This window comes from Candidatus Tisiphia endosymbiont of Thecophora atra (genome assembly GCF_964026395.1).
In the GTDB taxonomy this organism is placed as follows: Bacteria; Pseudomonadota; Alphaproteobacteria; order Rickettsiales; family Rickettsiaceae; genus Tisiphia.
In genome coordinates, this window is record NZ_OZ032145.1 from 363,569 (window position 1) to 390,559 (window position 26,991).

A 26,991-nucleotide genomic window follows, 5' to 3' on the forward strand; every position below is an offset into this window, starting at 1 on the left:
TCTATATTTTTAACAGTCTATCTTCCAAGAACATATAAAAAAGTGAACAAAAATAACCATACTACATCGACAAAATGCCAGTACCAAGCTGCAAATTCAAAACCCAAATGACCATTACCTTTCACAAAGTCACCTCGCCGCACTCTATAATAACAAACGCTTAAAAATATAGTGCCAATTATTACGTGAACTCCGTGAAAACCTGTTGCTAAGTAAAAATTAGAAGGATAGATTCCATCTTTAAAACCAAAAGCTGCATGATGATATTCATAAGCTTGCATTAAACTAAAAAATACACCAAGTATTATGGTAAAGCTAAGAGCGGTCATACAATCCTTTTGATTATTTTCCTCAAGAGCATAATGCGCCCAAGTTACTGTTGTACCCGACAACAAAAGAATCAATGTGTTAATAAAAGGAATGTCAAAAGGATCAAATGTTTGAATACCAGCAGGAGGCCATACACCAGGCTTTACCACCCATACACCATCTAGCATTCCTACAGGGAAAAGATTTGCTTTAAAAAATGACCCAAAAAATACAGCAAAAAACATTATTTCTGACAAGATAAATAGTGCCATACCTATCCTTAAGCCGATTCTTACTGGCTGCGTATGATGTTTTCCAATTAATCCCTCTTTAATTACATCACTCCACCATGAATATAAACAAAAAATTACTGAAAGAATACCAGTTCCAAAAACATATTCACCAAATCTATATGCATGCATAAACATTATGCTACCGCTAGCTAAAAGCAATAAGGCAAATGAAGTCAGGATTGGCCAAGGACTGGGATCAACGAGATGAAATAGATGTTGTTTTTCTTCTAAAGAAACAACATCATTGTTTTTAATAGATCTATGTAACATAACAAACTCATAAGCAATTCACTGCTTGGTTATTTTATGCTATCTTCTGTAAATATCAAGAATATACTCAACAGGGTAATTTAAAAATTGCGATCAGTAGTTGCTATAAACGTAAGTTTAACTATTACCGATGTCATTCTTGGCTAACCTCAGTTTGATGTAAGACATCGGTTTATAGTCTATTTTTTTAGACCTCTGCCTTCGCAGGGGTGACATCACCCCTAATGGCGATGATTACTTGAGCCTACTATTAACTTATTACATCAATACTTGAGGTTAGCTAAAAGCGGTAATCCAAAAAATAACCTACAGAGGCTATTAGATATCATAGATTCCCGCCTACGCGGGCATGACATACTAGCGATCTACGAGGAAATGACATCAAAAACTTATTGAATTACAATCCTTTTAATACTGATTAGCTACCTTTTAAACCGTTCCAGCAACTATTGATTGCAACTTTTAATTAAAAAATAGTTACAATTAATACACCTCAGGAGGAGCGTGTGAAAAATCTGAGCCTCTTCCATCACACGGTACTTCTTGAGCCAAAGCTTCTTGACCACAAGTACTCGAAAGCGAAGTATAATCATTATCAGGTATAAACATCTTACTAAAAGAGCTAAGAAGCATATTTTGAGAATTAGTTAACTCAGGTATCTCATCCGTATGATTACCGTTGATGATTGAGCTAATCTGACCGGATAGAGCTTCAATTTGTGTATTATCTAATACTTGTAAGAACATTTCCAAAAGCTGGGATTCCCTAGGAGTTAAAGTACTTAAGCCTTTTTGTAGAGTTTCATATTGACTATCATCTAAATCTTTAATCAATAATTGTTGTTTATCACATTCATTCGATATTACACGATTACTAACGGTACTGGAAGCATTATTATCTTGCCCTTCATCATCAGTATTATCACTCGCTACTAACGCACTAGAAACAGTAGATTCGTCAATGTTTGCTGCTTTTAAACTCTCTTCTCTATTGACACTCTCAACCAATGTTTTACAGAGACTCTCAAGTAATTCTTTGTTATTTTCTACATATTGTTTACCAATTTCTTTTAATTTAGCTATGTTATCCGGTTTAACATTATCCAATTTTTTACATTCTTTTGGTATAGGAATTGAGATCTCTGTAAATTGACCAGCTTCTGGTAAATCTTTTTTAACTTCATTTGTAGCACTACTTTCGGTAGCTTTCGTAATTTTGCTTACTATGTTTCCTTTAGTTACCCAACCTATCGAACCATCCAATTTTTTTGATGGTATCTCCATTTCTCTATTAGTTTGTTCAAAATTGATAGAACAAATCGTCGTATGTTTTAACATTTCCGCTTGTTTTTCAATAGTTAGCCCTTCTTTCAGCACTCCTAGAGCTGATGCTGCTGGACGATTAGCACTTAAGCCTCCATCGACAAAAGCATAAGGTACTCCAGCATCATAGCCAAAACCACCTACACCCTCTTTATTAACAACAGGTTTAAAATAAGTAGGAGCTGCCGTAGTAGCAAGAACTACCTCTTTTTTTAGTGGGCTGTTAGGGGCATGACTATCAAAAACTTTATTAGGATCATTTTTGCCACCTACGTCAAAAACAGGTATAATAACGCGACTTATAGCCTCATCCAATGTACTATTACCCAAATATTTTTCTAACATTGCTTTAAGAGGTTTTTGACTATATTTATGGCTGAATATGTTACCGATTGGTCCATTAAAATACCACTTTTGTGGAAAAATATCAGCAGCAGTATTTTCAAATAGTTCTAAAGCTTGTTTTGCTGAAAAAAGCGGTTCTGTTGACCCCTCTTCTTTAGGGATGGTCAATAAAGTTGCAATTAATCCTCCAACGCTAGTGCCAGCAATAACATTGAATAATTTAGATATAGGTTTGCCTGTATATTCCTCAATCTCTGCAAGTACAGCCAACTCAGCGATCCCCTTAATTCCACCACCTGAGATAGAGAGAACCCTATTTTCTTTTATTTTGTCTATTCCTCTCTCTTGTATTTTATCTATTTTACCCAATTTTGTTTTACCTATGTCGCCCATAATTATAACTCACTAAATAAAAAAATATTTTATATACTCGATGAAAATCAAGAATTGCGTTGTCGTCTTCAGGGATATTAGGTACTCACGTACTAAATGTACGCCCCGCTCCTCGACCCTTTGACTCCTGCTACTATCATGATTTTGATCTTCGTCTATCAACTCTTCAGCTACGAGTAGTATACAACATACATAGTGGAAGAGCTTGTCAAAAAAATCAAGCAATAGATGATACAAACTACTAATTATTATCTACCTATATTGTATAATAATCACTATATACTAAATAGCAGTTAACTTTTCTGTAAATATATGCAGCTTGTCGCAAAAAATAAAATTATTTTACACTTTATAAGTTGGTTAAGTGGTCTATAATCCGATTTAATTAAATTTGATTGATAAGATCTAGATGAGCAAACCTAAATCCGTTTTTTTATCAGCAATTTCAGGCAATATACTGGAATATTACGATTTCACAGTATATTCAGTATTTGCATTAGTAATTGGTCACACATTTTTTCCTTCAAGCTCAGAATTCTTACAAATATTGTTGGCTCTCGGGGTATTTGCAGTAGGATTCATTACTAGACCAATTGGTGGTATATTTTTTGGTTATGTTGGCGATAAATATGGAAGGCGTATAGCCTTAATTATTTCCATGCTTGGTATGACTATACCAACATTTACTATGGGACTAATTCCTTCTTATCATGACATAGGAGTTTATGCACCGATAATATTAATCATAATGCGTCTTTTTCAAGGTTTATGTATTAGTGGTGAAGGGGCTGGAGCTGCTATTTTTATTCTAGAACATCATCAAAATTTACGACCAGGTTTTACTGCTGGTTTAGTACATGGCTCAAATATTGCCGGTACATTAATAGCCACTCTTATAGGAATTATTATTGAACAATATTTTTATCATTTTGATTTTGCTTGGCGTTTTGCATTTTTACTAGGCGGAGTTATGGGGCTTGTTGGTTTCTATTTGCGTCTTCGTGTATCAGAAACTCCAATTTTCAAAATGTTAGCTGAACAAAAGAAAACTTTAAAAGCACCTTTTATCAACGTAATTAAGACAGCTTGGAAAGCGATGTTTTTAACCTTTTGTACAGGTGCAGTTGCTAGTAGTGTCGTCTATTTAGTAAAAACCATTAATGTGTATTACCTGCACCTTGATAATACAATTGCTCTTACTTATATGTTATATGCAAATTTTATAGCGATGATATCTATGCCATTATTTGGTGGATTAACTGATATTATTGGAAAATTTAAGACTTTAGCTTTAGTAAGCTTAGCGATCTTGATATTAGCTTTACCTATTTTGTTATCTATGTCATTACCGTTCATGTGGCAACAAATTCTAGCACTAACTATCTTAGGTATTCTTAGTGGGGCAATAGCTGGGGCAGCCTATAGCTTTATTATATCTTTATTTACTCCTGAACAAAAATTTTCAGGGGTATCCTTTAGTTATAATTTGGGTATTGCTATATTTGGTGGCACTTCTCCTCTTATTTCTCGTTGGCTTGTTGAGAAAACAGGCTTGTTTTATGCCCCTGCCTTTTATATTATGACTATTTCTAGTATATTTTTAGTCATCATTTATTTTATGAAAAATGAAATAAGATGTTTAATTAAAAATAATAGCTACAAGAGAAAAATATAACTAACCGTTAAATGCGAATCCGTGATGTTTTCAAAAAACAATTCTTCAAAGCAGAAGAGTATATACTGTAAATGATTGGAAAAATTATGATAACTAATAAGGAAAGGGCAATAACATGGTTTACAAATTTACGTGATCAAGTATGTACTGAATTCGAGAAAATTGAACTTGAATATAGTAAGGCGAAAGGTTTAGCTCCTGCAAAATTCATACAATCACCATGGAACAGAAAAAACGGTGGTGGTGGCGTAATGTCTGTAATGCGTGGTAACTTATTCGAGAAAGTTGGGGTGAATATTTCTACAGTTTTTGGAGAATTATCTCTAGAGTTTAGTAAAAATATACCGGGGACAGAAAATAGTAGACAATTTTTTGCTACTGGTATTTCTATCGTTGCTCACCTTACTTCTCCATTAATACCAGCAGTACATTTTAACACACGCTACATTGAAACTACTAACCATTGGTTTGGCGGTGGTGGAGATCTAACGCCATTTTATTCTAATGAAAATGAGACGATAAAATTTCATAATGCTTTTAAACATGCTTGTGATAAACATGATCCAAGTTATTATCCTAAATTTACAAAACAATGTGATGAGTATTTTTACTTAAAACATAGAAATGAGCCAAGGGGAGTAGGCGGTATATTTTATGATTATTTAAATACTGGAAATTTTAACAATGATTTTTCTTTTACTAAGGACGTAGGACAAGCATTTTTAACAGTATATCCTGAAATTGTTAGAACAAAAATGCTACTGCCTTGGACTAATGAACAAAAGGATTATCAATTAGTACGTCGTGGTAGATATGTTGAATTTAACTTATTATATGATCGTGGAACAATGTTTGGCTTAATGACAGATGGCAACGTTGAAGCGATATTAATGTCTCTGCCCCCAGAAGTACGCTGGTAGCCTTATATACTGCAAAAAATAATCCTTAGACTCTAAAGTAATTGGTGCATTCGATTGGATTCGAACCAACGACCTCTGCCTTCGGAGGGCAACGCTCTATCCAGCTGAGCTACGAATGCTTAATTTATCGCTACTTCTCAAACATAAAAATACAATAGATTTTTTTGCTGGCTTCATATTAAAAGGCAGATAGTCAGCATTAAAAGGATTGCAATTCAATAAGTTTTTGATGTCATTCCCGCTTCGGTGCAGAATCCATAATATCTAATAGCCTTTGTTTTAACCTAGCAAATATGGGGCGAATGACGGGACTTGAACCCGCGACCCTCAGATCCACAATCTGATGCTCTAACCAACTGAGCTACATCCGCCATATAACCTGCGTTAAAGTAAATTATTATTACCCGTAAGTCAAGTATATTCAACCCAAATTACCATGACTTAATACATTTATTTTTAGAATTTTTGCTGTCATAATTATATGATATTATTTTACTAATTCATCTAACTTACCTTCTTTTTCAAGTTTATGAAGAGTGTCACAGCCGCCAATATGCTTATCATTAATAAATATTTGTGGTAATGTACGTTGTCCATTAGCTTTAGCTTGCAACTCTAACCTTTGCTTGTCACTATAATTGTCTACGATTATTTCTTTATAAGATATATTTTTTCGATTAAGTAGTTTTTTTGCCTTAGTGCAATAGGGGCAATATGTTAATGTATAAATTATGACGGTGTATAGAATAATTTTGTGCATAATTGTTATCCTATTTTATAGTTATAAAACTATTATCCACATATAATAAACTTTTAGCAAGTTACAAGTTAATGATAAATAAGTTTTCAATAGTATCTAAATATAATCCAGCTGGCGATCAGCCAAGAGCAATTAATGAAATCGTTAAAGGCCTTGAATCTAAAATGCGTTCACAAATACTCTTTGGTATTACTGGTTCTGGTAAAACCTTTACTATGGCAAATATTATTGAGAGAACCGGTAGACCATCGCTTATTATGGTACATAATAAGACATTAGCTGCCCAAATTTATTCAGAAATGAAGGCAATTTTTCCCAATAATGCCGTTGAATATTTTGTATCATATTATGATTATTTCCAACCTGAAGCATATATTGCAAAAACCGATACTTATATAGAAAAAGATTCTTCGATAAATGAACAAATAGATTTATTAAGACACTCTGCCACTAGGTCACTGCTGGAACGTCGGGATGTAATTGTTGTATCCTCAGTTTCTTGTATTTATGGTCTTGGTTCACCAAATCTTTATTATCAGATGACAATAAGCCTTAAGGCTGGGGAAACTTATGCTAGAGATAAATTGCTTAATGACTTAGTAAATTTACAATATGAGCGTAATGATGTGGGGTTTGAACGCGGTACGTTTAGGGTAAAAGGTGATAATATTGACATATTCCCAGTACATTATAACGATAAAGCTTGGCGATTGTCATTTTTTGGCAATGAACTTGAATATATAAGCGAATTTGATCCGCTTACAGGTGAAAAATTAGCTAAATTGGATCAAGCTGTGATTTATGCTAAGTCCCACTTTGTAACACCTAAAGAAGTAGTACAAAATGCTATATCGCAAATTGAGGAAGAATTACAACGACGCTTAGAATTTCTTAAAGCACATGATAAATTAGTAGAGGCTCAAAGATTAAATCAGCGTACCCAATATGATATGGAAATGATGATGGAAACTGGCAGCTGTAAAGGCATTGAGAATTACTCTCGATTCCTAACTGGTAAAGCAAATGGGCAGCCTCCGCCAACCTTATTTGAATATTTGCCCAAAGATGCTTTACTATTTGTCGATGAAAGTCACGTATCTGTCCCGCAAATTAGAGCAATGTATAATGGCGATAGGGCAAGGAAAGAAGTATTAGTGGAACACGGGTTTCGCCTTCCATCAGCCTTAGATAACAGACCATTAAAATTTGAAGAATGGCAAGATTTTAGACCTCAGACGGTTTTTGTCTCGGCAACACCTGGGCCTTTTGAATTGGAAGAAACAGCAGGGATTATGGTCGAACAAATTATCAGACCAACGGGACTACTAGACCCAGAATGTATTATAAAACCAGCGACTAACCAAGTTGAAGATTTGATAAGCGAGATTCAATATACGATAAATAAAGGATTCCGCGTTTTAGTGACAACATTAACTAAAAAAATGTCAGAAGATTTAACAAATTATCTACAAGAATTAGGGTATAAAGTATCATATTTGCACTCTAATGTTCATACTCTTGAACGTATGGAAATCATAAGAGATTTACGCCAAGGTACTATAGATATTATTGTTGGTATTAATTTATTGCGGGAAGGTTTAGATATTCCAGAATGTGGACTTGTTGCAATACTCGATGCTGATAAAGAAGGTTTTTTGCGTTCTGAAGTCTCATTAATTCAAACTATCGGCAGGGCTGCAAGGAATAGTCAAGGAAGGGTAATACTTTATGCAGATCGCAACACCAAGTCTATTGATAAGGCAGTAAGTGAGACATATAGGAGAAGGAAAATTCAGGAGGAATATAATGAGCAACATGGTATAGTACCGCAAACAATTAATCACCATATCCATGCACTAATTGAATTAGACAAATTGGATAGTAAGTTAGACAATAAAAAACAAACTCATATATTATTGGACAATCCAGTGAGATTGAAAGCTCATATCGATAGATTAAAGAAGGAAATGTACGCAAAGGCTAGTAATTTAGAATTTGAACAGGCGGCAAAAATACGAGATCAAATTAATGTACTAGAAGAGGCTGCCTTAGAGTTAACTTAATTTAAAGTACTTTCTGTCCCAATTAACCATTAGTTTGGGATAAGAATAAGCCTTTTAAAGAATGAGTAATAGTAGAGTAATAGTAATGTACTGGTTAGGGGATGAAAAAAATAAGCAATACCGCAAAAATAATGAAAACAGCTATTAGTGGATCATAAAAATCTGTTATATTTATAGATATAACCGAATTTACCCCCATTAGGGATAAGAATTGACTAATTCTTATCCCGTATTCGCGTAATTTGGAATAACTTGTTATATCGAATTCAGGTTATTTATTGCCGTGTATCATCACAACACTCGCAAAAATACGTGAGTTTTGTTTTAGATATAATAACAGAGATAATTACGATATGTTTAATTTGTTGGAAAAACAAGCTGTTTTGTAAAATTGGAATATTCTATATGTATACTAAAAGATTAGAAGCATCTGTAATGCATGATATCTTAGTCCAACTTGATAATCTTGGTTGGATTGTCGATGAAAAAGACCCAAAATGTAACGTCTTTCAGCAAAGAGTGAAACTTACAAAGCAAAAAGAATTACTTAACGGTAAAATACCTGACTTTGTACTATACAAGGAAGGAAGTAACGAACCAATAATAATAATTGAGGCAAAAAAACTGAATGAAAGTATACAATTAGCAATGAACCAAGCATTGAATTTGTATGCTAAACCACTAAATACGCCACTTATATTTGCTTATAATGGTAGTTATATTGAAACACAATATTTGTATAATGGACGTAATCTTAAAATTGATGGGGAAGATGTAAGGCAATTTATAAATCACCATACGGCACTCAGATTTGTTAATGAGGGTTCTGAAATACTATCTGCGGTAAATTTTATTCAGCATTCAAGAGACGAACTTATTAAGGTATTTAAAAGTGCAGCTAATTTACTAAGAGAGGATGGATTACAAGCTGGTCTTGATAGATTTGGGGCATTTTCTGATATTTTGTTTTTAAAAATTCTTGATGAAATTTCTGTTCTAAAGATGTGTGGAAGTGAAGAGAATACATTAGATGAGTATCTTAGATGGAGTTCATTTTTAGATGAAAGATTCAAGACTAAATACGTTCAAGAGATGGGATATTGAAGCTGCCTTTAAAGAGTGCAAAAGTAATGGTTTTAGAATGGAATACGCATATAAAGAGTAAAGTACGATTAGAGAATTTTATAAAATGTTTATTTGTAGCATATGCAATAGCAATAAAAATAGGAGCAATTGGAGAGCAAGAGCAACCGATAAAAATGAAGAAAACGTTAGGATGCAGGAGTTATTCTGTACTACAGTTAGGTATAAGATCAATTAAACAAGCTTATAGTCGTTCTAAGCAATTTTTTGATTCCTTAATCATAAAATTGTTTAAGTTACACTTTGTGCAACCAACCTAACCTTTTTGTCCAGTAGTGTGACAACTAATACGTGAGGAGCGGAGATTATGAAGTACGACGACGTGATGATTAGTTTTCAGAAATGGTATAAGGAGAGAATATTTGACCACCTTGCTTCTATTCATCCTTTAGCTGCCATAGGGAAAAGACATAATGTTAATAATAATAAAGATTCAGATTATTTGACATAAAGTAACACTCGATAATCAAGTTTTTTAAAATTGTTAAAAAAATTATATTTTGCAGAGGAAAAAACCTATACTTTAGTGCTGTTAATACTACTTATAAAATAAATTTTATAACCTTATTAACCTAAGAGTTTCAGTATTATAAAAACTAACACAAAAATTTGCCTTGCAATAAGCCAATTGTTATGACTTAGAAAAAACTTGATTATCGAGTAACAAATTACATACTATACCGCAACTAAATATGTCTTTGGAGAAAACATGCAATCAAATCGGTTATATTTATTTAGAGATACGCGTTTTTTGCCTATCTTCATAGTACAATGTTGTGGTTGTCTAAATGACAGTCTACTAAAAAATGCGTTAATTATATTAATTACCTATAAACTATCTAGTCAATTGGTAGAATCAACCCAATTGCTTGTGCTAGCAGCTAATACCGTTTTTGTATTACCTTTTGTAATATTTGCAAGTATTGCAGGGCAAGTGGCTGATAGGTACGAGCGATCAACTATAGTTAAAATCATTAAATTATTTGAACTATCCATAGTGCTTTTTGCTACTTATGGATTTTTTGATAATAGTTTAGTAATACTTTTTTTATCTATATTTCTTATGGGTATACATTCGACATTTTTTGGACCAATCAAGTATAGTGTTCTACCAGACCATTTATACCGAAATGAGTTATTGGGAGCTAATGGATTCGTTGAGGCAGGAACATTTATTTCTATTTTAGTTGGTACTATTATTGGAGGATACTACACCATAAGTGGCAATTTAATAATCACTATTCTGATAATAATTGCTATAGTTGGCGTTATTGCTAGTTATTTTATGCCAAAATCGAATAACTCTAACTGTGAAATTAAAATAAATTTAAATTTATTTCGTGAAAGTATAGAAATGATTAAATATGCCCAAGCTAAAAAGCAAGTATATTTGGCAATTCTCGGTATATCTTGGTTTTGGTTTATCAGTGCAGCAATACTTGCTCAAATTCCATCTCTTGCTAAAAATACTTTTGGAGCAGATGAAAATGTTGCTAATTTATTCCTTGCAACATTTTCAATTGGAGTAGGGGTTGGCTCTTTTTGGTGTAGTAAGATTTTTGGCAATGAGATTACCACGAAATATGTTTTTGTCTCAGCGATTGGTATCAGTATATTTGGTATTGATTTATTTTTTGCCAGTCGAATTAGTGCAGTGCATTATGAACCGGAACAATTAAAGAGTATATTTGTCTTTTTATCTAAAAAGCATAATTGGCGGATTATTATAGACTTATTTTTTATATCTGCCATTGCGGGGTTATATATTGTTCCACTTTTTGCAGTATTACAATATTTTAGCTCCTCAGCTCATCGCAGTAGAATAATTGCTATAAATAATTTTGTTAATGCTTTATTTATGGCTGGGTCTACTGTAATACTTTCTTTATTATTCTATTGGGAATATTCGATACCATCCGTTATACTATTTATTAGCCTGCTTAACATAGTGGTAGCTTATTATATTTATCAATTAATTCCTGAAGTAAAAATAGTACCTTTTGCTGTTAACCGAGCTATTTTAAAATTTCTTTTTGATTGTATGTACAGAGTGGAAGTTAAAGGCATTGAAAATTTTTATAAAGCTGGCAAAAGATCAGTAATTATAGCTAATCATATTTCATATATTGATCCTGCCTTACTTGCAACTTATCTACCTGAAGAAATGACTTTTGCCATTAATACAACTATAGCTAAAGCATTGTGGGTAAGACCATTTCTAAAAATGGCAAAAACACTGCCGGTTGATCCCACTAATGCAATGGCTATAAAAACTTTGATTAGAGAGGTACAAAAAGATAAAAAAATTGCTATATTTCCCGAAGGAAGAATAAGTATTACTGGTTCCTTAATGAAGATATATGAAGGACCTGGCATGATTGCTGAGAAATCTGATGCGACAATTCTACCTGTAAGAATAGATGGTACACAATTTACTCATTTTTCCAAACTTAAAAATATACTAAAAACACGGATATTTCCTAAGATTACTATCACTATTCTACCACCAGTAAAATTTCCTTCTAAGCCGAATATAGATAATAGGGAAAAGCGTAAATATATAGGTCAGGCTCTTTATGATATCATGGCTGATATGATGTTTGAAAGCTCTGATTATCAAAATACTATATTTCAGTCTCTAATTGAGACAGCAAAAGCTTACGGTTTTAACAAAAAAATAATACAAGATATTGATGATAAATCTGTTACCTATCGCCAATTAATATTGGGATCTTTTTCTTTAGCAAATTTAATAAAACAGGATACGGAAGTAGCTGACTATGTAGGTCTTATGCTACCTAATATGGTTGAAACTATTGTTACTTTTTATGCTATGCAAGCCTGCTGCCGTCGACCAGTTATGATTGACTATATGAGTGAGGTGAGCAATATAGTGGCTTCATGTAAAACAACGTCAGTTAAAATGGTATATACTTCAAAACAGTTTGTTGAAAAAGCTGGATTACAGGAAGTGGTGGCAAAAATCTTAGCAGACAATATAAAAATTATTTACCTTGAAGATTTAACACAAAGAATTGGTTTATATTTAAAAATTAAGGCTATTATTGCCAGCTTCTTCCCACAAAGTTATTACAACAACATATGTAGCAGTTATGATGATAATGATCCATCAGTTGTAGTATTTACTTCGGGTATTTCAGCAACAGCTAAAGCTGTAGTATTATCACATAGGAACTTGCAGGCTAATAGATGCCAACTTCTAGCTAAGGTACATTTTAGTCCTGATGATTTTGCCTTTATGGCTTTACCGCTTTTTCACTGTTTTGGTTTATCTGGAACAATAATGATGACACTCAATGCTATACCAGTGTTTCTTTACTCGTCTTCTCTGCATTATAGGAGTATTCCTGAGGTAATATACGATATCGGAGCGACAATTATGTTTGGTACGGATATATTTTTGTATGGTTATGCTGTCTATGCTCATCCTTACGATTTTTATTCTATAAGATACGTATTTGCCAGTAGTGAGAAACTGAGAAAAGACACAAGGGAATTATGGCTTGATAAGTTTGGTATAAGAATTTTTGAAGGATATGGTACGTCAGAAACATCTCCAATAATATCTTGTAATACCCCAATGCATTATCGTGCTGGAAGTGTAGGGCGTTTGATGCCTAAAATAGAATATTATATTAGACCAATTCACAATAGACCTATTGCAGAATTTGCTTCTGCTGAGGAATTTAAAGAAACCACGGAGCTTCGAACCGTAGCGTACTCAAATGTATTTGAAGAGCAGAGTACCGGGAGCACGAATAAATTACCAGCAGAAGTAGAGTTTCAAAAGAGATCTAATAGGTCTATTGGAATAGAGGGGATAGGACAACTATTCATCAAAGGACCAAATATTATGCTTGGCTATATGCACTCTAATAATCCTGGAATTATCCACCCTACATCATCAGAAGAATTGGGTTTGGGATGGTATGATACTGGAGATATAGTAAAAATTGATGAAGATGGATATCTTACCTTATTAGGTCGTATTCAGCAATTTGTTACAATAGAAGAAGTAATGTCGCTGATATTAATAGAGGATTTAGCTAATATGATCGATGTTGATAGTAAGCATGTTGCTATTTGCCCTGATGATGATAATAAAGACAAACAGATTTTTCTATTGACCACAAGTCAGACCATAAATAGTGAAAAATTCATAGAAATAATGCATAAAAATTCAATAGACTTAAACCAAAAGAATATACCAGTTATTATCCCTGTTAAAGAAATACCAATTCTACCAATAGGTAAAGTAAATTATCGGCAAATAACTAAAATGCTTGAAAATTATAGAAAAGTAACTAAAATGCTGAAATAAGGTACATGAGTGTCATATATGGACGCCAATATACTATATAATTTGGACTAATAAACCATTTATAACAAACTAATCTATTTAATAGAAAAATATTATGCATAATGTTGTTGGTAAAGTATTATTAATTATTGTTGTTGTTCTTCTAGCATTATTTGCTTATAAAACTATGAAGACTCCTAGTGCTTCTACTACGGTTTCGATTAACACTCTTGATCAGCAAGTGTTAGACAAAAAAGAAGAAGTGGAAAAAACTGAACAAATTATAAAAGAATATTTGTTAAATAATCCCGAAATAATCATTCAGGCAATAGAAGGTCTTCAGCAGCGTAAAATGCAAGAAATGGAAATAAAAACTGGCGAATATATAAAAGATAATAAATCTGAAATAGAAGATTCTCTTACATCTCCTGTACTTGGTAACCCGAATGGAGATGTAGTCATCGCTACTTTTTATGATTATAACTGTAGTTATTGTAGAAAAGGTCATAACTTTATTAACCAGTTAATCAAATTAGATACGGGGGTTAAAGTCGTTTTAAAACCATTCCCGATTCTTGGTGATGCATCTAATTATGCTGCAACTATTGCTTTAGCTGTTTATAAAACCACTCCGAGTAAGTTTCAAGATATTCATGATGGTTTAATGGACTTAAAATCTATTACCAAAGAATCTGTAGAAAAATTGTTACTAGTAAATGATCTAAATCCTGAAGTAATTGCGGAAGAAATCAATAAAGATGAAATAAAAAATCTCATCGACAAAAATGTTAAGTTAGCAAAGGGTTTAAAAATACAGGGAGTACCTGCTTATATTATTAATGGTAAATTAATAGCAGGAATGGTAGATCTAGACCAATTGCAGACGATAGTTGCTGATATACGAAGTCAAAATAAGTAGTTTCGCTGTTATTCGAGCTACGGTGCATGGAGACTTTGCCTAAAAATGCCAATGTAAGTAATGGTACTACAAGACCAAAAACGATGTTGACAACGCAATTCTTCAAAGTAGCACCAAACAAAATGCTACACATTATGTAAAAACAAACTATTAGAAGCAGTTTGTTAGGAGAAGAAGGAGCAGCAAACAAAATGCTACGTATTATGTAAAAACATAAACAAACTATTAGAACAGTTTGTTAGAAGCTGACACTTGATATAGTGCTATCAAGTTCATAATGGAAGAAGCAAAAATGCTCGAAAATCAATATGTTAGATAGTTATTTCTTAGAAACCGTTTGGCAGTTCATATTTAGGTTGATAACCGCATAATATAAAGTTATAATGTTCATTACAACATTCACACAAATTAAAGAAAATTTATGTCTAGATTAAGCTTAGATGTTTCGGATGAATTCCACCTTAAGCTAAAGATGCTTACCACTTGGAAGGGCATTAGTATAAAGGATTTTGTAATACAAACATTAAACAAACAAATTGAATTAGAGTATAAGCCTTATGTATCCAAAAATGTATTGAATGATGAAACAATAAAAACTATAGAAGAATCACATCAAGGTATTAATTTAAACTCTTATGATTCGAAGGAAGAATTTTTTGGACATCTTGATAGATTACAAGAGGAAGTAGAACAAGAGGTAGCTAAAGAGAATAAGAAGGCAAATAGTGACCTTTAGAATACTTTCTACCAATAAGTTTGACAAAGAATTTAAGTTAATGCTTAAACGGGGTAAAGATAGAAAAAAATTAGATAAGTTTATTGATTTAATAGAGAAAGGGCTTAATCAAGATGTTGAATATCATCTATTGTTGCCAAATAAATACCGTTTGCATAAGTTATCTAACAATTATTCAGCCCTTTGGGAATGTCATTTAGAGCCTGATTGGCTATTAGTTTTTGAGTTAAATAATAAAACCTTAATATTAGAAAATACAGGTAGTCATAGCGATTTATTTAAGAGCACCAAACAAAATGCTAAGCATTATGTAAAAACATAAACAAACTTTGGTGGTAAGGTATCAACCTCAGAGTATAGTATTCACGACTATACTGTGTTAAAGTTGCAGTTAGCCGAGTTGGTTAAAGAGCTTATAACCGGTGTTGTCAATGGTGCAGCGAAAGCAGCCCGTTTAAGAGCATGGTTTTGGAGTTTTTGGTAAGATCATTGATGGCATTATGTGTTTATAACACATAAGAGACCTCGTTTAGAAGATTAATTTTTTCATTCAATACTCCAACTTAAAATTAGCTCGGTCTAATTACTAGACGTAGGAGGTTGTATGACAAATAAAAAGAATGATAAACAGAAATTATCTGTAATCAATCCTAATGCAGCATGTATTGATATTGGTTCTAGAGAACATTACGTTTGCGTACCAGCTGATAGGGATGAAAAAAATGTACAAAAATTTGCTGCTTTTACCAGTAATTTAAGAGAAATGGCAGATTGGTTAAAAAAATGTGGAGTTAAGACGATAGCTATGGAATCAACAGGGATATATTGGATACCTGTATTTCAGATTTTAGAGACTACTGGCTTTGAAGTTATATTGGTGAATGCTAGGTATGTGAAAAACGTACCTGGACGTAAAACGGATGTAGCTGATTGTCAGTGGTTACAACAACTTCATAGCTATGGATTGTTAAGTGGTTCATTTCGTCCAAAAGATCAGATATGTGAATTAAGAACTCTTACTAGACAAAGAGACAGATTAACAAAGAATGGTGCAACCCATGTAAACCGTATGCAGAAAGCACTGAATGAAATGAATATCCAATTACATCATGTGATTAGTGATATAACAGGCGTTACAGGAATGAGTATAATAAAAGCAATTATTGCTGGTGAAAGGGATGCAAATAAATTAGTCACATTTAGGGATAGTCGTATAAAAAGTGATGAAAAGACTATTATCAAAGCTGTGGAGGGAGATTATCGCAAAGAGCATCTTGTAGTATTAAAGCAAGAATTAGATATTTATGAATTTTACCTAAAACAAATCAAGGAGTGTGACGAAGCAATAGAAAGCTGTTACAAAGAGTTTGATAAACGTGGTGATGGTGATGTAACAAATAAGCAACGCAAGAACAAAAATTCTCCAAAGTTTGATTTACAACAATCACTATATAATGCAGCAGGAGTAGATTTTACTGCAATTCCAGGGCTAAGTGAGCTAAGTGTACAAACGATAGTATCGGAAGTGGGGTTAGATATGGACAAATGGAGTACAGAGAAACATTTTACATCTTGGCTTGGCTTAAGTCCTGCTAATAAAATTACCGGTGGTAAAGTATTTGATACTAGAACAAAAAAGGTAGAAAATAAAGCAAGTATGGCTTTCAGGATGGCCGCTCTTAATCTAGGTAGAGGTAAATCAGCACTAGCAGGATTTTACAGAAGGATAAAAAGTAGGGGTGGTACACCAAAAGCTATTACAGCAACAGCAAGGAAGTTGGCATGTATGTTTTATCGATTATTAAAATATGGTCAAGACTACGTCGAACAGGGAATTGAAACTTACGAAAAACAATACCAAGAAACAATGGTGAAAAACCTACAAAAACAGGCAACACGACTAGGGTTTAGCGTAGTTAAAATAGAAGCTTCTTTAGAACCAGTTTGTTAGAAGCTAACACTTAATACCAAACGATCAAGTTCATAATGGAAGAAACAAAAAAGTAAAAATGCTTGAAAATCAATATGTTAGCTAGTTGTTTCCTAGAAGAGTATACACCTAATAACTCAAAATCAACATATCTCGATCTATTCTGAAACCTTTAAAACGCTCTAATAACGACATGCCGAGTAACGATACGTCAAGACCGCCAGTACCTATGTGAGCTTCAACATTTCTAAAAAAAGCTCCTCTACCAATCTCAACACTATTTAATCTCACGGGAGCAGCCCTACTCGTACCATTAGCTGTAGAGTAAGTTCTAGTGTAATTTAGTTTTGATAAGTCAAATCCTAGCATTTTAGCATCACTAATAGTAAGAGCAACATCACTTGCTCCGGTATCAATCATAAATTTAATTTTTATTCCGTTTACCACGGCGTTAACGTAGAAATGCCCATCGTTACTACGACTAATTACTAATTCTCCTTGTTTATTGACCCAATTATATGATGGTATTAGTACGGATATGACTCTTTGAGCGGCGTAATTTAACTCAAACTTGAAAGCATAACCAGTAATTATAATTAAAAAAATTCCACCCCAAGTTAATAATTGAATAGAGAGTATCCTTATACCTTTTTGACTAAAGGAATTATAAACTATACTGATAATCACCAAAATCATTATAAAACAAGTTATACTTTTTTGGTTATCCCAAGAAAAAGCAGCAAATTGTGCAGCTACTAGTTTACGTACACAGAAAGTAATGACAATACTAATGCAGAGAATAATTATTAACTTTATAAGACTTTTATTACTCACATTAAATCACCTATATTCTCTAAAAATAATCTTGCTCTATGAGATTTGGGTTTTTTAAAAAACTCTACTGCCGGCTGATCAGCTAAAACTTGTCCGTGATCCATAAAAATTATCCTATCGGCTATGGCTTTGGCAAATTTAATATGATGAGTAACTACAATCATGGTTATTTGACTTTTAAATAAAGATATAATTTCAATAATATCTTTAATATTTTCAGGATCTAAAGCTGAAGTAGGCTCGTCAAATAACATTATTTCTGGATTCATCATCAAGGCTCGGCAAATCGCCACTCTTTGTTTCTGTCCCCCAGATAAATTGACAGGAAAGGCGGTAATTCTTTGTCTTAAACCAAATTGTTCTAATAATTTCTCTGCCTTAGCAATGGCAGCCATTTGCTTCATTCCTAAAATATTAACAGGAGCATATATTAAGTTATCTTGGACATTTAAGTGCGGAAAAAGATTAAACGCTTGAAAAACCATGCCAATTTTAAGACAAAGCTTCCTTTTATTTTTTTGCGTCAATTTTTTGTCATCGATTAACACATGCCCACTGGTAGGAACTTCTAAAGCATTAATAATTCGCAATAAAGTAGATTTACCACTACCAGAAGATCCTATAATCGCTATAGTTTCTTTTTTCTTGAATTCAAGACTAATATCTTTAATAGCATAGGTTTTGCCATAGTTTCTTGAAACCTTATCGAGTATTATCATATACTCCTAATAATTTGAAAAGTTGATAGACCTACGTGAATTCGGGATAATTCTTATCCCGAATTGGGGTAACTCAGGTTTGCTAAACTATAAATTTGTAACCATCATATAGAGGTTTTATATTACTTGGCAATATTTTTGATATCTCATGGTAATCAATAAAATGATTCATATTCGTTAATAATATTTGTTGGGGTTTATATTCATCGTTCCACTGTAAAATTTTATCTAATCCTGCATGGCAATCATTAGATTCATACGCCATACAGTCTAATATCCAAACATTGATATTTTTCAAGAATGGTTTAGATTCTGCCGGAAAAGCTAGCACATCACTAGAATATACAAAATCATCCATTCTAATACCTAAACTATCTATGGAACCATGATGTTGTCTGAAAAATTGTACATCTATGGTATTAATTTTAAATTTTGCAAAAAAATCTACCGGTCTTGCAATCAGTTTGTCCGGAGCAAATAAATGTTGGTGACGATTCTCAGTTTTCAATGCTGTGCTACTGTCAGAAAAAATTTCTAGTGGTGTCTTTTGGAAAAATGGAAATATACGTAAATCATCAATACCGTTAACATGATCTGCATGATAATGGGTTAATATAGCACCGTCCAATTTTTTAATCTTTTCTCGCATTAGTTGATTTTTGATGTCAAAACCAAAATCAACAAGAATTTGACTATTACCATCATCGATGTATATTGATGATCTAGTTCTTTTATTGTAACTTGAAGTAGAAGTGCATATATTGCAATCACAATTAATTATCGGCATACCAAGTGATGAGCCACATCCTAGCACTGTTATTTGTAGCATATACTTAAACCAAACAAAATTGAAATTGAAAATGTTTGAACTTTTATATAATTTCCATGGTCTTAATCAAGAGATATTCTTGTGGATCAATAGAATTACTAACCATTTTAGCATAATAGCTTATATTCTACAAATTATCTCTTATTGTTTTAATATTACCAACTTTGCTATCGTTTATTTTATATATTGTGGATATTTCTATATCCAGTTAAAAAAGATTCAAGATTTTAATCAGCGTCAGATCAAATTTTGGTCTATATATAATGAAATGGTAATGATTGGTATAATTTATGCTATATTTGGTTGTACTTATGCTCTATTTAAGTTTTCAGTTAATATACCTAGACCATTTTGCTCATTGCCTCTTAATAGTTTTGTAACAATTGCTAATGTTGAAGTTGAAAGATGTTTATCTAGCTTTCCAAGCAGTCACTCCGGATTAGCATTAATGGTATCTTACTGTATTTGGCCATATATAACAATGGGGCAAAAAATTATAGCATTTTTGATTGTTTTATTAGTGGCAGTCTCACGTATTACTCTTGCTATGCATTACCCAGCTGATATTATTTATAGTTTCCTTATCACCATAATGATTATAATAGTGAGTAAAATGATTTTTAAAATTTTTACCAACAATTTAATAAAATGGTTTGGTGAAAGGATTCTTTCTCTATTATATCATTATTTTCTAGACCACTAATATAATTAATGATTTTTATTTTGAATAAATTTCACTTATGTTTTATAGTAGTAAGATACTAAAAAAACTCTTATTATAGCTTCAAATTTATGCAAAATATGGAAATTATTGAGACTATCTCTACATCCGTATCATGTTTTGGCAAAGAACCACCTTTTGATCATCCAAGAATTTATTTGGAGATTGATTCAACCAAAGGATCTATTGTGTGTCCTTATTGTAGTAAAACATTTGTGTTAGTAAGTAATGAAGATAAAACTCCTGTCAGATAGTACTATAAACCGCATCGCTGCTGGGGAAGTAATTGAACGACCAGCTTCGGTGGTAAAAGAACTAGTTGAGAATGCTATTGATGCAGCTAGCACTAAGATAGATATAAGCTTACAGCAAGCAGGGAAAAATCTTATTATTATTTCTGATGACGGAATAGGCATGTCTGAGGAAGATCTAAAAATTGCCGTAGAACGTCATACTACTTCTAAACTTGATGAGTCAGATTTACAAAATATTCACACTTTTGGCTTTCGCGGAGAGGCATTACCTTCAATATGTTCTGTAAGTAAGATGTTGATTACTTCAAAGGCACGTGGGGCTGATAGGGCTTATCATATACAATCTAGTGGTGGGCATAATAAAGAGATTAAACCTACCATTCATAACGAGGGTACTAAGATTGAAATACGTGATTTATTCTTTGCCACCCCTGCAAGACTAAAGTTCTTAAGATCTGATAAAACTGAATTGGCAGCTTCGGTTGATGTAATCAAGAAAATTGCATTAGCTCATCCTAAAATCAGTATTAATTTATCTCATGATGGCAAAAATATCATAAAAGTAAAAGGTCAAGATGGAAATTTTGATGATCTGTTAAAGCAAAGAATAATTGATATATTGGGTTATGATTTTATTGAAAATTCTGTCCATATTAATCTACAAAGACCAGAAATATCAGTATATGGCTTTACCAGCCTTCCTACCTTTAATAGAGCTTCTGCTGAGGATCAGTTTTTATTTGTTAATAATAGACCCGTTAAGGATAAATTACTACAAATCGCTCTAAGACTAGCTTATCAGGATTATTTAGCTCGGGATAGACATCCAGTTTCAGTTTTGTTTCTACAGATAGATCCCCACATGGTTGACGTTAATGTACATCCTGCCAAAACAGAAGTAAGGTTTCATGATCCAAGTACCATACGGGGATTACTGATAAGCTCTATCAAAGATGCCCTTGCTACTAGAAGTCATATGGTGTCAACAAATATTGCCACAACTGCCTTAGGTCTTTTTCGCAATACGGCTACTACTAATAGCTTTGTTAAAACAAATAAAGCATTTCAAAAGAACCCTACCTCTTCTAACAAAGTATATCCAAATAGTTTGAGTATATCTGATAATATCAGTACTTATAAGTCTCAAAATTTAACCATTCCTAGGCACAATGATAGTTCTAATGTTCAGCAACAATTAATAAAGACAGACCCACATGCTAAAGTAGAAGTGTTAGAGGATGATATCCTAGACCTAGATTGTAATAATAAACCTCTTGCAAAATTCACTTCTACTAGGGAATCTGCAGGAGGATTGAAACCTCACCCTTCAAGCAGTACGGCAAATTCCGTTACGGATTCGAGTCTAGCACCATTGCCTAAATTACCAGCAGAAGTAGAGTTATACAAAAAGTCTAATATTGCACTCGGAGCAGCAAGAGCCCAACTGCACGGCACTTATATAATATCACAAACAGCAGATAGTATTATTATCGTAGATCAACATGCAGCACATGAGCGTTTGGGATACGAGAAAATTAAGCAAATGATAAGTAACAATGGCTTAATTAAGCAACGATTACTCATGCCTGAGATAGTAGAATTACCGGATGTCAAAAGAGCTGATTTATTGTATAATAAAAAGGATGATCTTTCTAAATTAGGTTTAAGCCTAGAAAAATTTGGCGAGCGATCCATCATTGTATCAGAGACTCCAAGCTTACTTGGAAATACCGATATAAACCAGCTTACCCAAGACTTGGCAGATAATTTATCTGATCTTGGTGAAAATATTTCCTTGATTCAATTGATTGAACATGTTACAGAAACCTATGCATGTCATTATGCTATCAGAGCAGGTCGTAAATTATCTTCTGAAGAAATGAATGAATTATTAAGACAAATGGAAAAAACCCCATTTTCTGGTCAGTGTAATCATGGTAGACCAACTTACATCGAACTCAAACTCAAAGATATTGAGCGATTATTTGGACGTAGGTAACCTGAGGTTACGCGAATTCGTGATAAGAATTTGTCAATTCTTATCCCAAATTCGCGTAGGTTAGGTAACTTGAATTCGGTGTAACAAGTTACATCGAATTCAGTATTATATATAGAAACAATCAGGTTTGAAGCGGCTGCCCACCTGATTGTTAAAATATAATACTCCATTCAATATGTGATTTTAATAATTAAAATCACATATTGAATGATGAAAAAAGTTAAAATGCACCCGCGTCAGCTGCTTCAAGAGTGCATTTTTCCTTATAGCAAAGCAAGTATCGATATAAGAATTAATAATTCTTATATCGAACTGAGGTTAGGTAGGTTTTAAACTGTATAAAAAAATAATGTAATGTCTAACTATAATAATATATTCGATCACCATATAACTAGAATTAAACAAGAAGGAAGATATCGTGAATTTGTTCCTGTTCAAAGACAGGCAAATAACTTTCCATCTGCTTGGTATGGTAATAAAGAAATTGTAATGTGGTGTATTAATGATTATCTTGGTATGAGTAAGCATCCAGATGTTACCAAAGCTGCGTTAGATGCTGTATCCAAATATGGAATTGGTTCTGGTGGTACAAGAAATATAGGTGGCAATAATAGCAGCATAATAGAATTAGAGAAGGAACTAGCAATCCTACATAATAAAGAATTAGCTCTAGTTTTCACTTCCGGTTATGTTGCCAATGATACTAGCCTTGCAACACTGGCAAAAATAATGCCTAATATAGTTTTTTTCTCAGATGAGTTAAATCACGCTTCTATTATTTCCGGTATCTGTAATTCAAAAGCTGAAAAACATATTTATCGGCACATTGATACTTGCCATCTTGAAGAATTACTCAAAAAGGTGGATATTAATAGACCAAAGATTATTGTTTTTGAATCAGCTTATTCTATGGACGGATTATTTTCACCAATAGAAAAAATAGTGAATTTAGCTAAAAAATATAATGCTTTAACCTTTATTGATGAAGTACATACAGTTGGTCTGTACGGCAAGCATGGTGCTGGCGTTGCCGATCTTCAGGATTGTGCTGATAAAATTGATATGATCCAAGGAACGCTTGGTAAGGCTTATGGCACTATTGGTGGTTATGTTGCAGCCAATCGTCAAATTATCGATTCTATAAGGCTTACTGCACCAGGTTTTATATTCACCACCTCTCTACCCCCAGTTATTGCTTCAGCAGCAACTGCCAGTATTCGTCATTTAAAAAATTCTAATATAGAGAGGGAAACTTACCAAAAAGTAATAGCCAAGGTAAAAAAATCTTTTGATAAAGCTAAAGTAAATTATTTAAAAAATAATAGTCATATTATACCAATAATTATTGGTGATCCAATTAAAGCCAAACAAGCTTCTGAAATGTTGTTGGATAAATATAATATTTATGTTCAGCATATTAACTTCCCAACAGTACCACGTGGCACAGAACGTTTAAGAATCATCCCAACACCTAACCATACCGACCAAATGATTCATGACCTCACCACAGCCCTTGTTGAAATTCTTAGTACCCTCGATATATCACCATCAATCAATTCTTACTCTATAATAAAATTACCTTTACACCCTGCAGCGTAGCATAATTGCAATCAGTAGTTAATGTACATAGTAGTATTAACTACCAAAGATGCCATTCCTACTTGCCACTATGTCATCAACTATGATTTTAATAGCAGGTGTAGCAATAATAATTCTTCTTACTAATACATTTTCTTCAATCGATTTCTAGGTTGTGTGAACATTTCTATCTAATGGTCAATTTCGTCGTTATTTTCGTTCTCGAATCCTCACGTACATTTAGTACGCTGCGGTTCTGCGAGCGAAAATGCCTATAAATTTACTCATTACATAGAAATGTTCACACAACCTAAGGAAAATAATGTATAATGAAAATTATTAAGAAATGAACTAACATGACCACATTTACTAGTATAAAAACTCCTCGCTGGCTATATCGTTTTGATAATTTTAAACGTGCTTTTGCTTTGCTACGTGAGGCGATGTACACAATGCGAGAACGCAAAATAAGTCAATTAGAGATGGAAGGAGTAGTGCAGCGTTTTGAATATACGTGGGAATTGACATGGAACGTACTTAAAGACTACCTAGAATATAAGGGGGTGATACTATCAACCATTACCCCAGCTACCGTACTTAAGGCAGCTATTGTCGCGAATTTGATTAAGAATGGTGAAGTATGGATGAATGCTTTAGATTCCCGTAATAAGATGTCACATACCTACGATTTCAAACAATTTGAACAGATTATTATAAATATTGAAAAGGATTATTATCCTGAATTGGAGAACATGTATTTGGTGATGCTGAAATTTGCAGAAGAAGAGATGGTAGATGAAAGTAAACATATCTAATCATGGATTAAGTACGGAACAGTTAAACATACTGCGTAATATTTTGTTGCCCTTCTCAAAACAAATTGAGAGAGTTGGTTTGTTTGGTTCGCGTGCTACTGGTTCTTATCGTCCTAATTCTGATATTGATATAGTTATTTATGGTTCGCTTGATGAAAAAACCCTTGAACGTATATTTACTTTACTTAATGACAGTAACTTACCGGTTAAAGTAGATGTACAATCTTATGATCTGATCACCTATCCACCTCTCAAAGAACATATCGATGCTAACATGCTACTATTGTTTACGCATGACCAATTTGAAGAGATCTAATAGACCTCTTTTGAAACTCTACTTCTGCTGGTGATTTGTACGTGATACCGGTACTCTGCTCCTCACGTACATTAGAGTACGCTGCGGGTCGAGGTTCTGCGTCTCCTTCACACCCTTGTGCATAAGCGAGTTTCAAAAGAGGTCTAATAAAGGGGTTGGAAGTAGTGATATAGTCAATTCAGGAGGATTGGGTAGCAGGAGCGATGGAGCGACACCTATATGTAATAGGCGAGCGATCGAAGACGAGGCTACCTACTTCTCATCAATTGACTATAGTAAAAGATGAGCTTAAGTAATGTTCAACTAAGCATAAACATGAAAAATCCTTTATCGATATATATACACTGGCCGTTTTGTTTGTCAAAATGTCCATATTGTGATTTTAATTCTCATGTTGTAGATAAAGTAGATCATGATACATGGTTGAAATGTTATGAACTAGAGCTTGATCATTTCAAGGATATTATAGGTCATAAATATATAAAATCTATTTTCTTTGGAGGTGGAACTCCATCTTTAATGAAGCCATTTGTTGTTGAAGGAATAATTAAAAAAATAGCAAATTTAGCAATAATAGATGAGCAGACAGAAATTACTTTAGAAGCAAATCCCACTTCATTTGAGACTGAAAAATTTAAGGACTTTAGATCAGCTGGAATAAACCGCGTGTCAATTGGCGTCCAGTCTCTAGTGGAAGATGACTTAAAGAGTTTAGGACGACAACATGATGTAGGGCAAGCAATCAAAGCTATTGAAACAGCTCGCCATCTTTTCCCTAGAATATCTTTTGACCTAATTTATGCAAGAAGTAACCAAACTCTAGAAAGTTGGCAAGATGAACTTACCAATGCCATGAAACTTGCCTCAGGTCATATCTCACTGTATCAACTAGTTATTGAAAAGGGCACGTTATTTTATAAATTGTTTAACGAGGGAAATCTGACTATACCAAACTCAGATCAAGCAGCTGACCATTATGAGTGGACTAACTGCTATTTAAAGTCCCAAGGATATCTTAGATATGAAATATCAAATTATGCTATATTAGGTCATGAATGTAAGCATAACTTGACATATTGGCAATATGACAATTATTTAGGTATAGGTCCGGGTAGCCACAGTAGGGTTAACATGTGTGATAGTAGTTTTACATCTAATCTCTATAGTATCATGATGTGGCATAAACCAGAAAAATGGTTACAAGCTGTAGATAGTTTAGGATGTGGTATTCAGCAGATTAATAAACTTTCTATGCAAGAAATAATTGAAGAAATGTTGATGATGGGACTACGTCTTGAAAAGGGTATAACTATTGATAGTATACAGAAAAGAACTGGTAAACAATTATTTGAGATTTTAGATATGGGAAAGGCAACATACTATAAAGAGCTAGGTTTACTTAGGTGGGATGAGGGATTAGGTGATAAAGGTCATATTAATCTTACAAACAAAGGTCTAATGTTACATAGCTATATAGTACCAAGGTTATTTAAAACCTCAGTTTTGGATTAAAATTTTTAATTTTA

At 33.1% G+C, this 26,991-nt stretch carries 23 protein-coding genes, 2 tRNA genes and 1 pseudogene; 18 read left to right on the top strand and 8 right to left on the bottom strand.

The features are described 5' to 3' along the window. Positions 1 to 17 precede the first annotated feature (17 nt). Together AAGD45_RS01770 and AAGD45_RS01775 are read right to left on the bottom strand one after the other, a co-directional pair. Positions 18 to 872 carry a cytochrome c oxidase subunit 3 gene (locus tag AAGD45_RS01770; RefSeq protein WP_341761734.1) on the bottom strand — a complete coding sequence of 285 codons (855 nt, stop codon included), beginning with the start codon at positions 870 to 872 and terminating at the stop codon, positions 18 to 20. Between the two features lie 483 nt (positions 873 to 1,355). Next, positions 1,356 to 2,933, bottom strand: coding sequence for a patatin-like phospholipase family protein (locus AAGD45_RS01775; protein WP_341761735.1), 1,578 nt, complete (start codon positions 2,931 to 2,933; stop codon positions 1,356 to 1,358). Positions 2,934 to 3,342: 409 nt separating this feature from the next. Between AAGD45_RS01775 and AAGD45_RS01780 the strand changes: the two genes are divergently transcribed. Both AAGD45_RS01780 and hemF read left to right on the top strand, forming a co-directional pair. Beyond that, complete coding sequence (locus tag AAGD45_RS01780) at positions 3,343 to 4,608, top strand: MFS transporter (protein ID WP_341761736.1); 1,266 nt, start codon at positions 3,343 to 3,345, stop codon at positions 4,606 to 4,608. An 83-nt stretch (positions 4,609 to 4,691) separates the two neighbouring features. Beyond that, entirely contained in the window at positions 4,692 to 5,528 is an 837-nt protein-coding gene (hemF, locus tag AAGD45_RS01785; RefSeq protein ID WP_410521080.1) for an oxygen-dependent coproporphyrinogen oxidase, read from the top strand. Positions 5,529 to 5,570: 42 nt separating this feature from the next. Here the strand turns inward: hemF and AAGD45_RS01790 are convergent. The 3 genes from AAGD45_RS01790 to grxC form a co-directional block, all read right to left on the bottom strand. Beyond that, positions 5,571 to 5,647 (bottom strand) — tRNA-Arg (locus AAGD45_RS01790). A gap of 175 nt (positions 5,648 to 5,822) precedes the next feature. Beyond that, a tRNA-His gene (locus tag AAGD45_RS01795) sits at positions 5,823 to 5,899 on the bottom strand. A gap of 116 nt (positions 5,900 to 6,015) precedes the next feature. Continuing rightward, positions 6,016 to 6,288 (bottom strand): glutaredoxin 3, encoded by a 273-nt coding sequence (gene grxC, locus AAGD45_RS01800; RefSeq protein WP_341754140.1) that lies wholly within the window; start codon positions 6,286 to 6,288, stop codon positions 6,016 to 6,018. Between the two features lie 74 nt (positions 6,289 to 6,362). Between grxC and uvrB the strand changes: the two genes are divergently transcribed. The 9 genes and pseudogenes from uvrB to AAGD45_RS01845 all read left to right on the top strand — a co-directional run bounded on the left by uvrB (position 6,363) and on the right by AAGD45_RS01845 (position 17,421). Then, on the top strand, positions 6,363 to 8,351 hold the full coding sequence (uvrB, locus tag AAGD45_RS01805; RefSeq protein WP_341762184.1) for an excinuclease ABC subunit UvrB: 1,989 nt from the start codon (positions 6,363 to 6,365) through the stop codon (positions 8,349 to 8,351). Between the two features lie 405 nt (positions 8,352 to 8,756). Then, entirely contained in the window at positions 8,757 to 9,455 is a 699-nt protein-coding gene (locus tag AAGD45_RS01810; protein WP_341761738.1) for a type I restriction endonuclease, read from the top strand. Further along, positions 9,452 to 9,754, top strand: a complete 303-nt coding sequence (locus AAGD45_RS01815) for a hypothetical protein (protein ID WP_341761739.1) — start codon at positions 9,452 to 9,454, stop codon at positions 9,752 to 9,754. The genes AAGD45_RS01810 and AAGD45_RS01815 overlap by 4 nt, the downstream gene beginning before the upstream one ends. A gap of 47 nt (positions 9,755 to 9,801) precedes the next feature. Further along, on the top strand, positions 9,802 to 9,945 hold the full coding sequence (locus AAGD45_RS01820) for a hypothetical protein (protein WP_341761740.1): 144 nt from the start codon (positions 9,802 to 9,804) through the stop codon (positions 9,943 to 9,945). Positions 9,946 to 10,203: 258 nt separating this feature from the next. Then, positions 10,204 to 13,164, top strand: a pseudogene (locus AAGD45_RS01825) (acyl-[ACP]--phospholipid O-acyltransferase); the annotation flags it as partial. Between the two features lie 766 nt (positions 13,165 to 13,930). Further along, complete coding sequence (locus AAGD45_RS01830) at positions 13,931 to 14,734, top strand: DsbA family protein (protein WP_341761741.1); 804 nt, start codon at positions 13,931 to 13,933, stop codon at positions 14,732 to 14,734. Positions 14,735 to 15,155: 421 nt separating this feature from the next. Continuing rightward, positions 15,156 to 15,470 carry a hypothetical protein gene (locus AAGD45_RS01835; RefSeq protein ID WP_341761742.1) on the top strand — a complete coding sequence of 105 codons (315 nt, stop codon included), beginning with the start codon at positions 15,156 to 15,158 and terminating at the stop codon, positions 15,468 to 15,470. Next, the gene (locus AAGD45_RS01840) at positions 15,460 to 15,792 is read left to right on the top strand and encodes a type II toxin-antitoxin system YafQ family toxin (RefSeq protein WP_341761743.1); all 333 of its coding nucleotides are present in this window, start codon (positions 15,460 to 15,462) and stop codon (positions 15,790 to 15,792) included. The genes AAGD45_RS01835 and AAGD45_RS01840 overlap by 11 nt, the downstream gene beginning before the upstream one ends. Before the next feature lie 282 nt (positions 15,793 to 16,074). Continuing rightward, on the top strand, positions 16,075 to 17,421 hold the full coding sequence (locus tag AAGD45_RS01845; protein WP_341761046.1) for an IS110 family transposase: 1,347 nt from the start codon (positions 16,075 to 16,077) through the stop codon (positions 17,419 to 17,421). A 108-nt stretch (positions 17,422 to 17,529) separates the two neighbouring features. Here the strand turns inward: AAGD45_RS01845 and AAGD45_RS01850 are convergent, their stop codons facing one another. The 3 genes from AAGD45_RS01850 to AAGD45_RS01860 form a co-directional block, all read right to left on the bottom strand. After that, positions 17,530 to 18,234 carry a TIGR02281 family clan AA aspartic protease gene (locus AAGD45_RS01850; protein ID WP_341761744.1) on the bottom strand — a complete coding sequence of 235 codons (705 nt, stop codon included), beginning with the start codon at positions 18,232 to 18,234 and terminating at the stop codon, positions 17,530 to 17,532. Beyond that, positions 18,231 to 18,953: an amino acid ABC transporter ATP-binding protein gene (locus AAGD45_RS01855; protein WP_341761745.1), complete on the bottom strand. Its 723-nt coding sequence runs from the start codon at positions 18,951 to 18,953 to the stop codon at positions 18,231 to 18,233. The genes AAGD45_RS01850 and AAGD45_RS01855 overlap by 4 nt, the downstream gene beginning before the upstream one ends. A gap of 82 nt (positions 18,954 to 19,035) precedes the next feature. Beyond that, positions 19,036 to 19,782: an MBL fold metallo-hydrolase gene (locus AAGD45_RS01860; protein ID WP_341761746.1), complete on the bottom strand. Its 747-nt coding sequence runs from the start codon at positions 19,780 to 19,782 to the stop codon at positions 19,036 to 19,038. 31 nt (positions 19,783 to 19,813) lie between these two features. Here AAGD45_RS01860 and AAGD45_RS01865 point away from each other — a divergent pair, with 31 nt between their 5' ends. From AAGD45_RS01865 to hemW, 7 genes are all read left to right on the top strand, one after another. Further along, a complete protein-coding gene (locus AAGD45_RS01865) occupies positions 19,814 to 20,485 on the top strand; it encodes a phosphatase PAP2 family protein (protein WP_341761747.1) in 672 nt (223 codons plus the stop codon). Positions 20,486 to 20,583: 98 nt separating this feature from the next. Beyond that, positions 20,584 to 20,757 (top strand): zinc-finger domain-containing protein, encoded by a 174-nt coding sequence (locus AAGD45_RS01870; RefSeq protein WP_341748418.1) that lies wholly within the window; start codon positions 20,584 to 20,586, stop codon positions 20,755 to 20,757. Then, positions 20,732 to 22,756 (top strand): DNA mismatch repair endonuclease MutL, encoded by a 2,025-nt coding sequence (mutL, locus tag AAGD45_RS01875; RefSeq protein WP_341761748.1) that lies wholly within the window; start codon positions 20,732 to 20,734, stop codon positions 22,754 to 22,756. Before AAGD45_RS01870 ends, mutL begins: the two co-directional genes overlap by 26 nt. A gap of 354 nt (positions 22,757 to 23,110) precedes the next feature. Continuing rightward, the gene (hemA, locus tag AAGD45_RS01880) at positions 23,111 to 24,355 is read left to right on the top strand and encodes a 5-aminolevulinate synthase (RefSeq protein WP_341761749.1); all 1,245 of its coding nucleotides are present in this window, start codon (positions 23,111 to 23,113) and stop codon (positions 24,353 to 24,355) included. A gap of 335 nt (positions 24,356 to 24,690) precedes the next feature. Then, complete coding sequence (locus AAGD45_RS01885; protein WP_341761750.1) at positions 24,691 to 25,149, top strand: nucleotidyltransferase substrate binding protein; 459 nt, start codon at positions 24,691 to 24,693, stop codon at positions 25,147 to 25,149. After that, entirely contained in the window at positions 25,130 to 25,465 is a 336-nt protein-coding gene (locus tag AAGD45_RS01890; RefSeq protein WP_341761752.1) for a nucleotidyltransferase domain-containing protein, read from the top strand. Before AAGD45_RS01885 ends, AAGD45_RS01890 begins: the two co-directional genes overlap by 20 nt. Positions 25,466 to 25,747: 282 nt before the next feature. Beyond that, positions 25,748 to 26,977 carry a radical SAM family heme chaperone HemW gene (hemW, locus tag AAGD45_RS01900; RefSeq protein ID WP_341761754.1) on the top strand — a complete coding sequence of 410 codons (1,230 nt, stop codon included), beginning with the start codon at positions 25,748 to 25,750 and terminating at the stop codon, positions 26,975 to 26,977. The last annotated feature ends 14 nt before the right edge of the window (positions 26,978 to 26,991 follow it).

Bases quoted from the DNA above. Each gene is read 5' to 3' on its own strand.
- AAGD45_RS01830 (WP_341761741.1), top strand. From the start codon at position 13,931: ATGCATAATGTTGTTGGTAAAGTATTATTAATTATTGTTGTTGTTCTT.
- hemA (WP_341761749.1), top strand. From the start codon at position 23,111: ATGTCTAACTATAATAATATATTCGATCACCATATAACTAGAATTAAA.
- AAGD45_RS01810 (WP_341761738.1), top strand. From the start codon at position 8,757: ATGTATACTAAAAGATTAGAAGCATCTGTAATGCATGATATCTTAGTC.
- AAGD45_RS01775 (WP_341761735.1), bottom strand. From the start codon at position 2,933: ATGGGCGACATAGGTAAAACAAAATTGGGTAAAATAGATAAAATACAA.
- AAGD45_RS01780 (WP_341761736.1), top strand. From the start codon at position 3,343: ATGAGCAAACCTAAATCCGTTTTTTTATCAGCAATTTCAGGCAATATA.
- grxC (WP_341754140.1), bottom strand. From the start codon at position 6,288: ATGCACAAAATTATTCTATACACCGTCATAATTTATACATTAACATAT.
- AAGD45_RS01845 (WP_341761046.1), top strand. From the start codon at position 16,075: ATGACAAATAAAAAGAATGATAAACAGAAATTATCTGTAATCAATCCT.
- AAGD45_RS01820 (WP_341761740.1), top strand. From the start codon at position 9,802: ATGAAGTACGACGACGTGATGATTAGTTTTCAGAAATGGTATAAGGAG.
- AAGD45_RS01865 (WP_341761747.1), top strand. From the start codon at position 19,814: ATGTTTGAACTTTTATATAATTTCCATGGTCTTAATCAAGAGATATTC.
- AAGD45_RS01835 (WP_341761742.1), top strand. From the start codon at position 15,156: ATGTCTAGATTAAGCTTAGATGTTTCGGATGAATTCCACCTTAAGCTA.
- AAGD45_RS01855 (WP_341761745.1), bottom strand. From the start codon at position 18,953: ATGATAATACTCGATAAGGTTTCAAGAAACTATGGCAAAACCTATGCT.
- AAGD45_RS01870 (WP_341748418.1), top strand. From the start codon at position 20,584: ATGGAAATTATTGAGACTATCTCTACATCCGTATCATGTTTTGGCAAA.
- AAGD45_RS01885 (WP_341761750.1), top strand. From the start codon at position 24,691: ATGACCACATTTACTAGTATAAAAACTCCTCGCTGGCTATATCGTTTT.
- AAGD45_RS01860 (WP_341761746.1), bottom strand. From the start codon at position 19,782: ATGCTACAAATAACAGTGCTAGGATGTGGCTCATCACTTGGTATGCCG.
- AAGD45_RS01890 (WP_341761752.1), top strand. From the start codon at position 25,130: ATGAAAGTAAACATATCTAATCATGGATTAAGTACGGAACAGTTAAAC.
- mutL (WP_341761748.1), top strand. From the start codon at position 20,732: ATGAAGATAAAACTCCTGTCAGATAGTACTATAAACCGCATCGCTGCT.
- hemW (WP_341761754.1), top strand. From the start codon at position 25,748: ATGAGCTTAAGTAATGTTCAACTAAGCATAAACATGAAAAATCCTTTA.
- AAGD45_RS01770 (WP_341761734.1), bottom strand. From the start codon at position 872: ATGTTACATAGATCTATTAAAAACAATGATGTTGTTTCTTTAGAAGAA.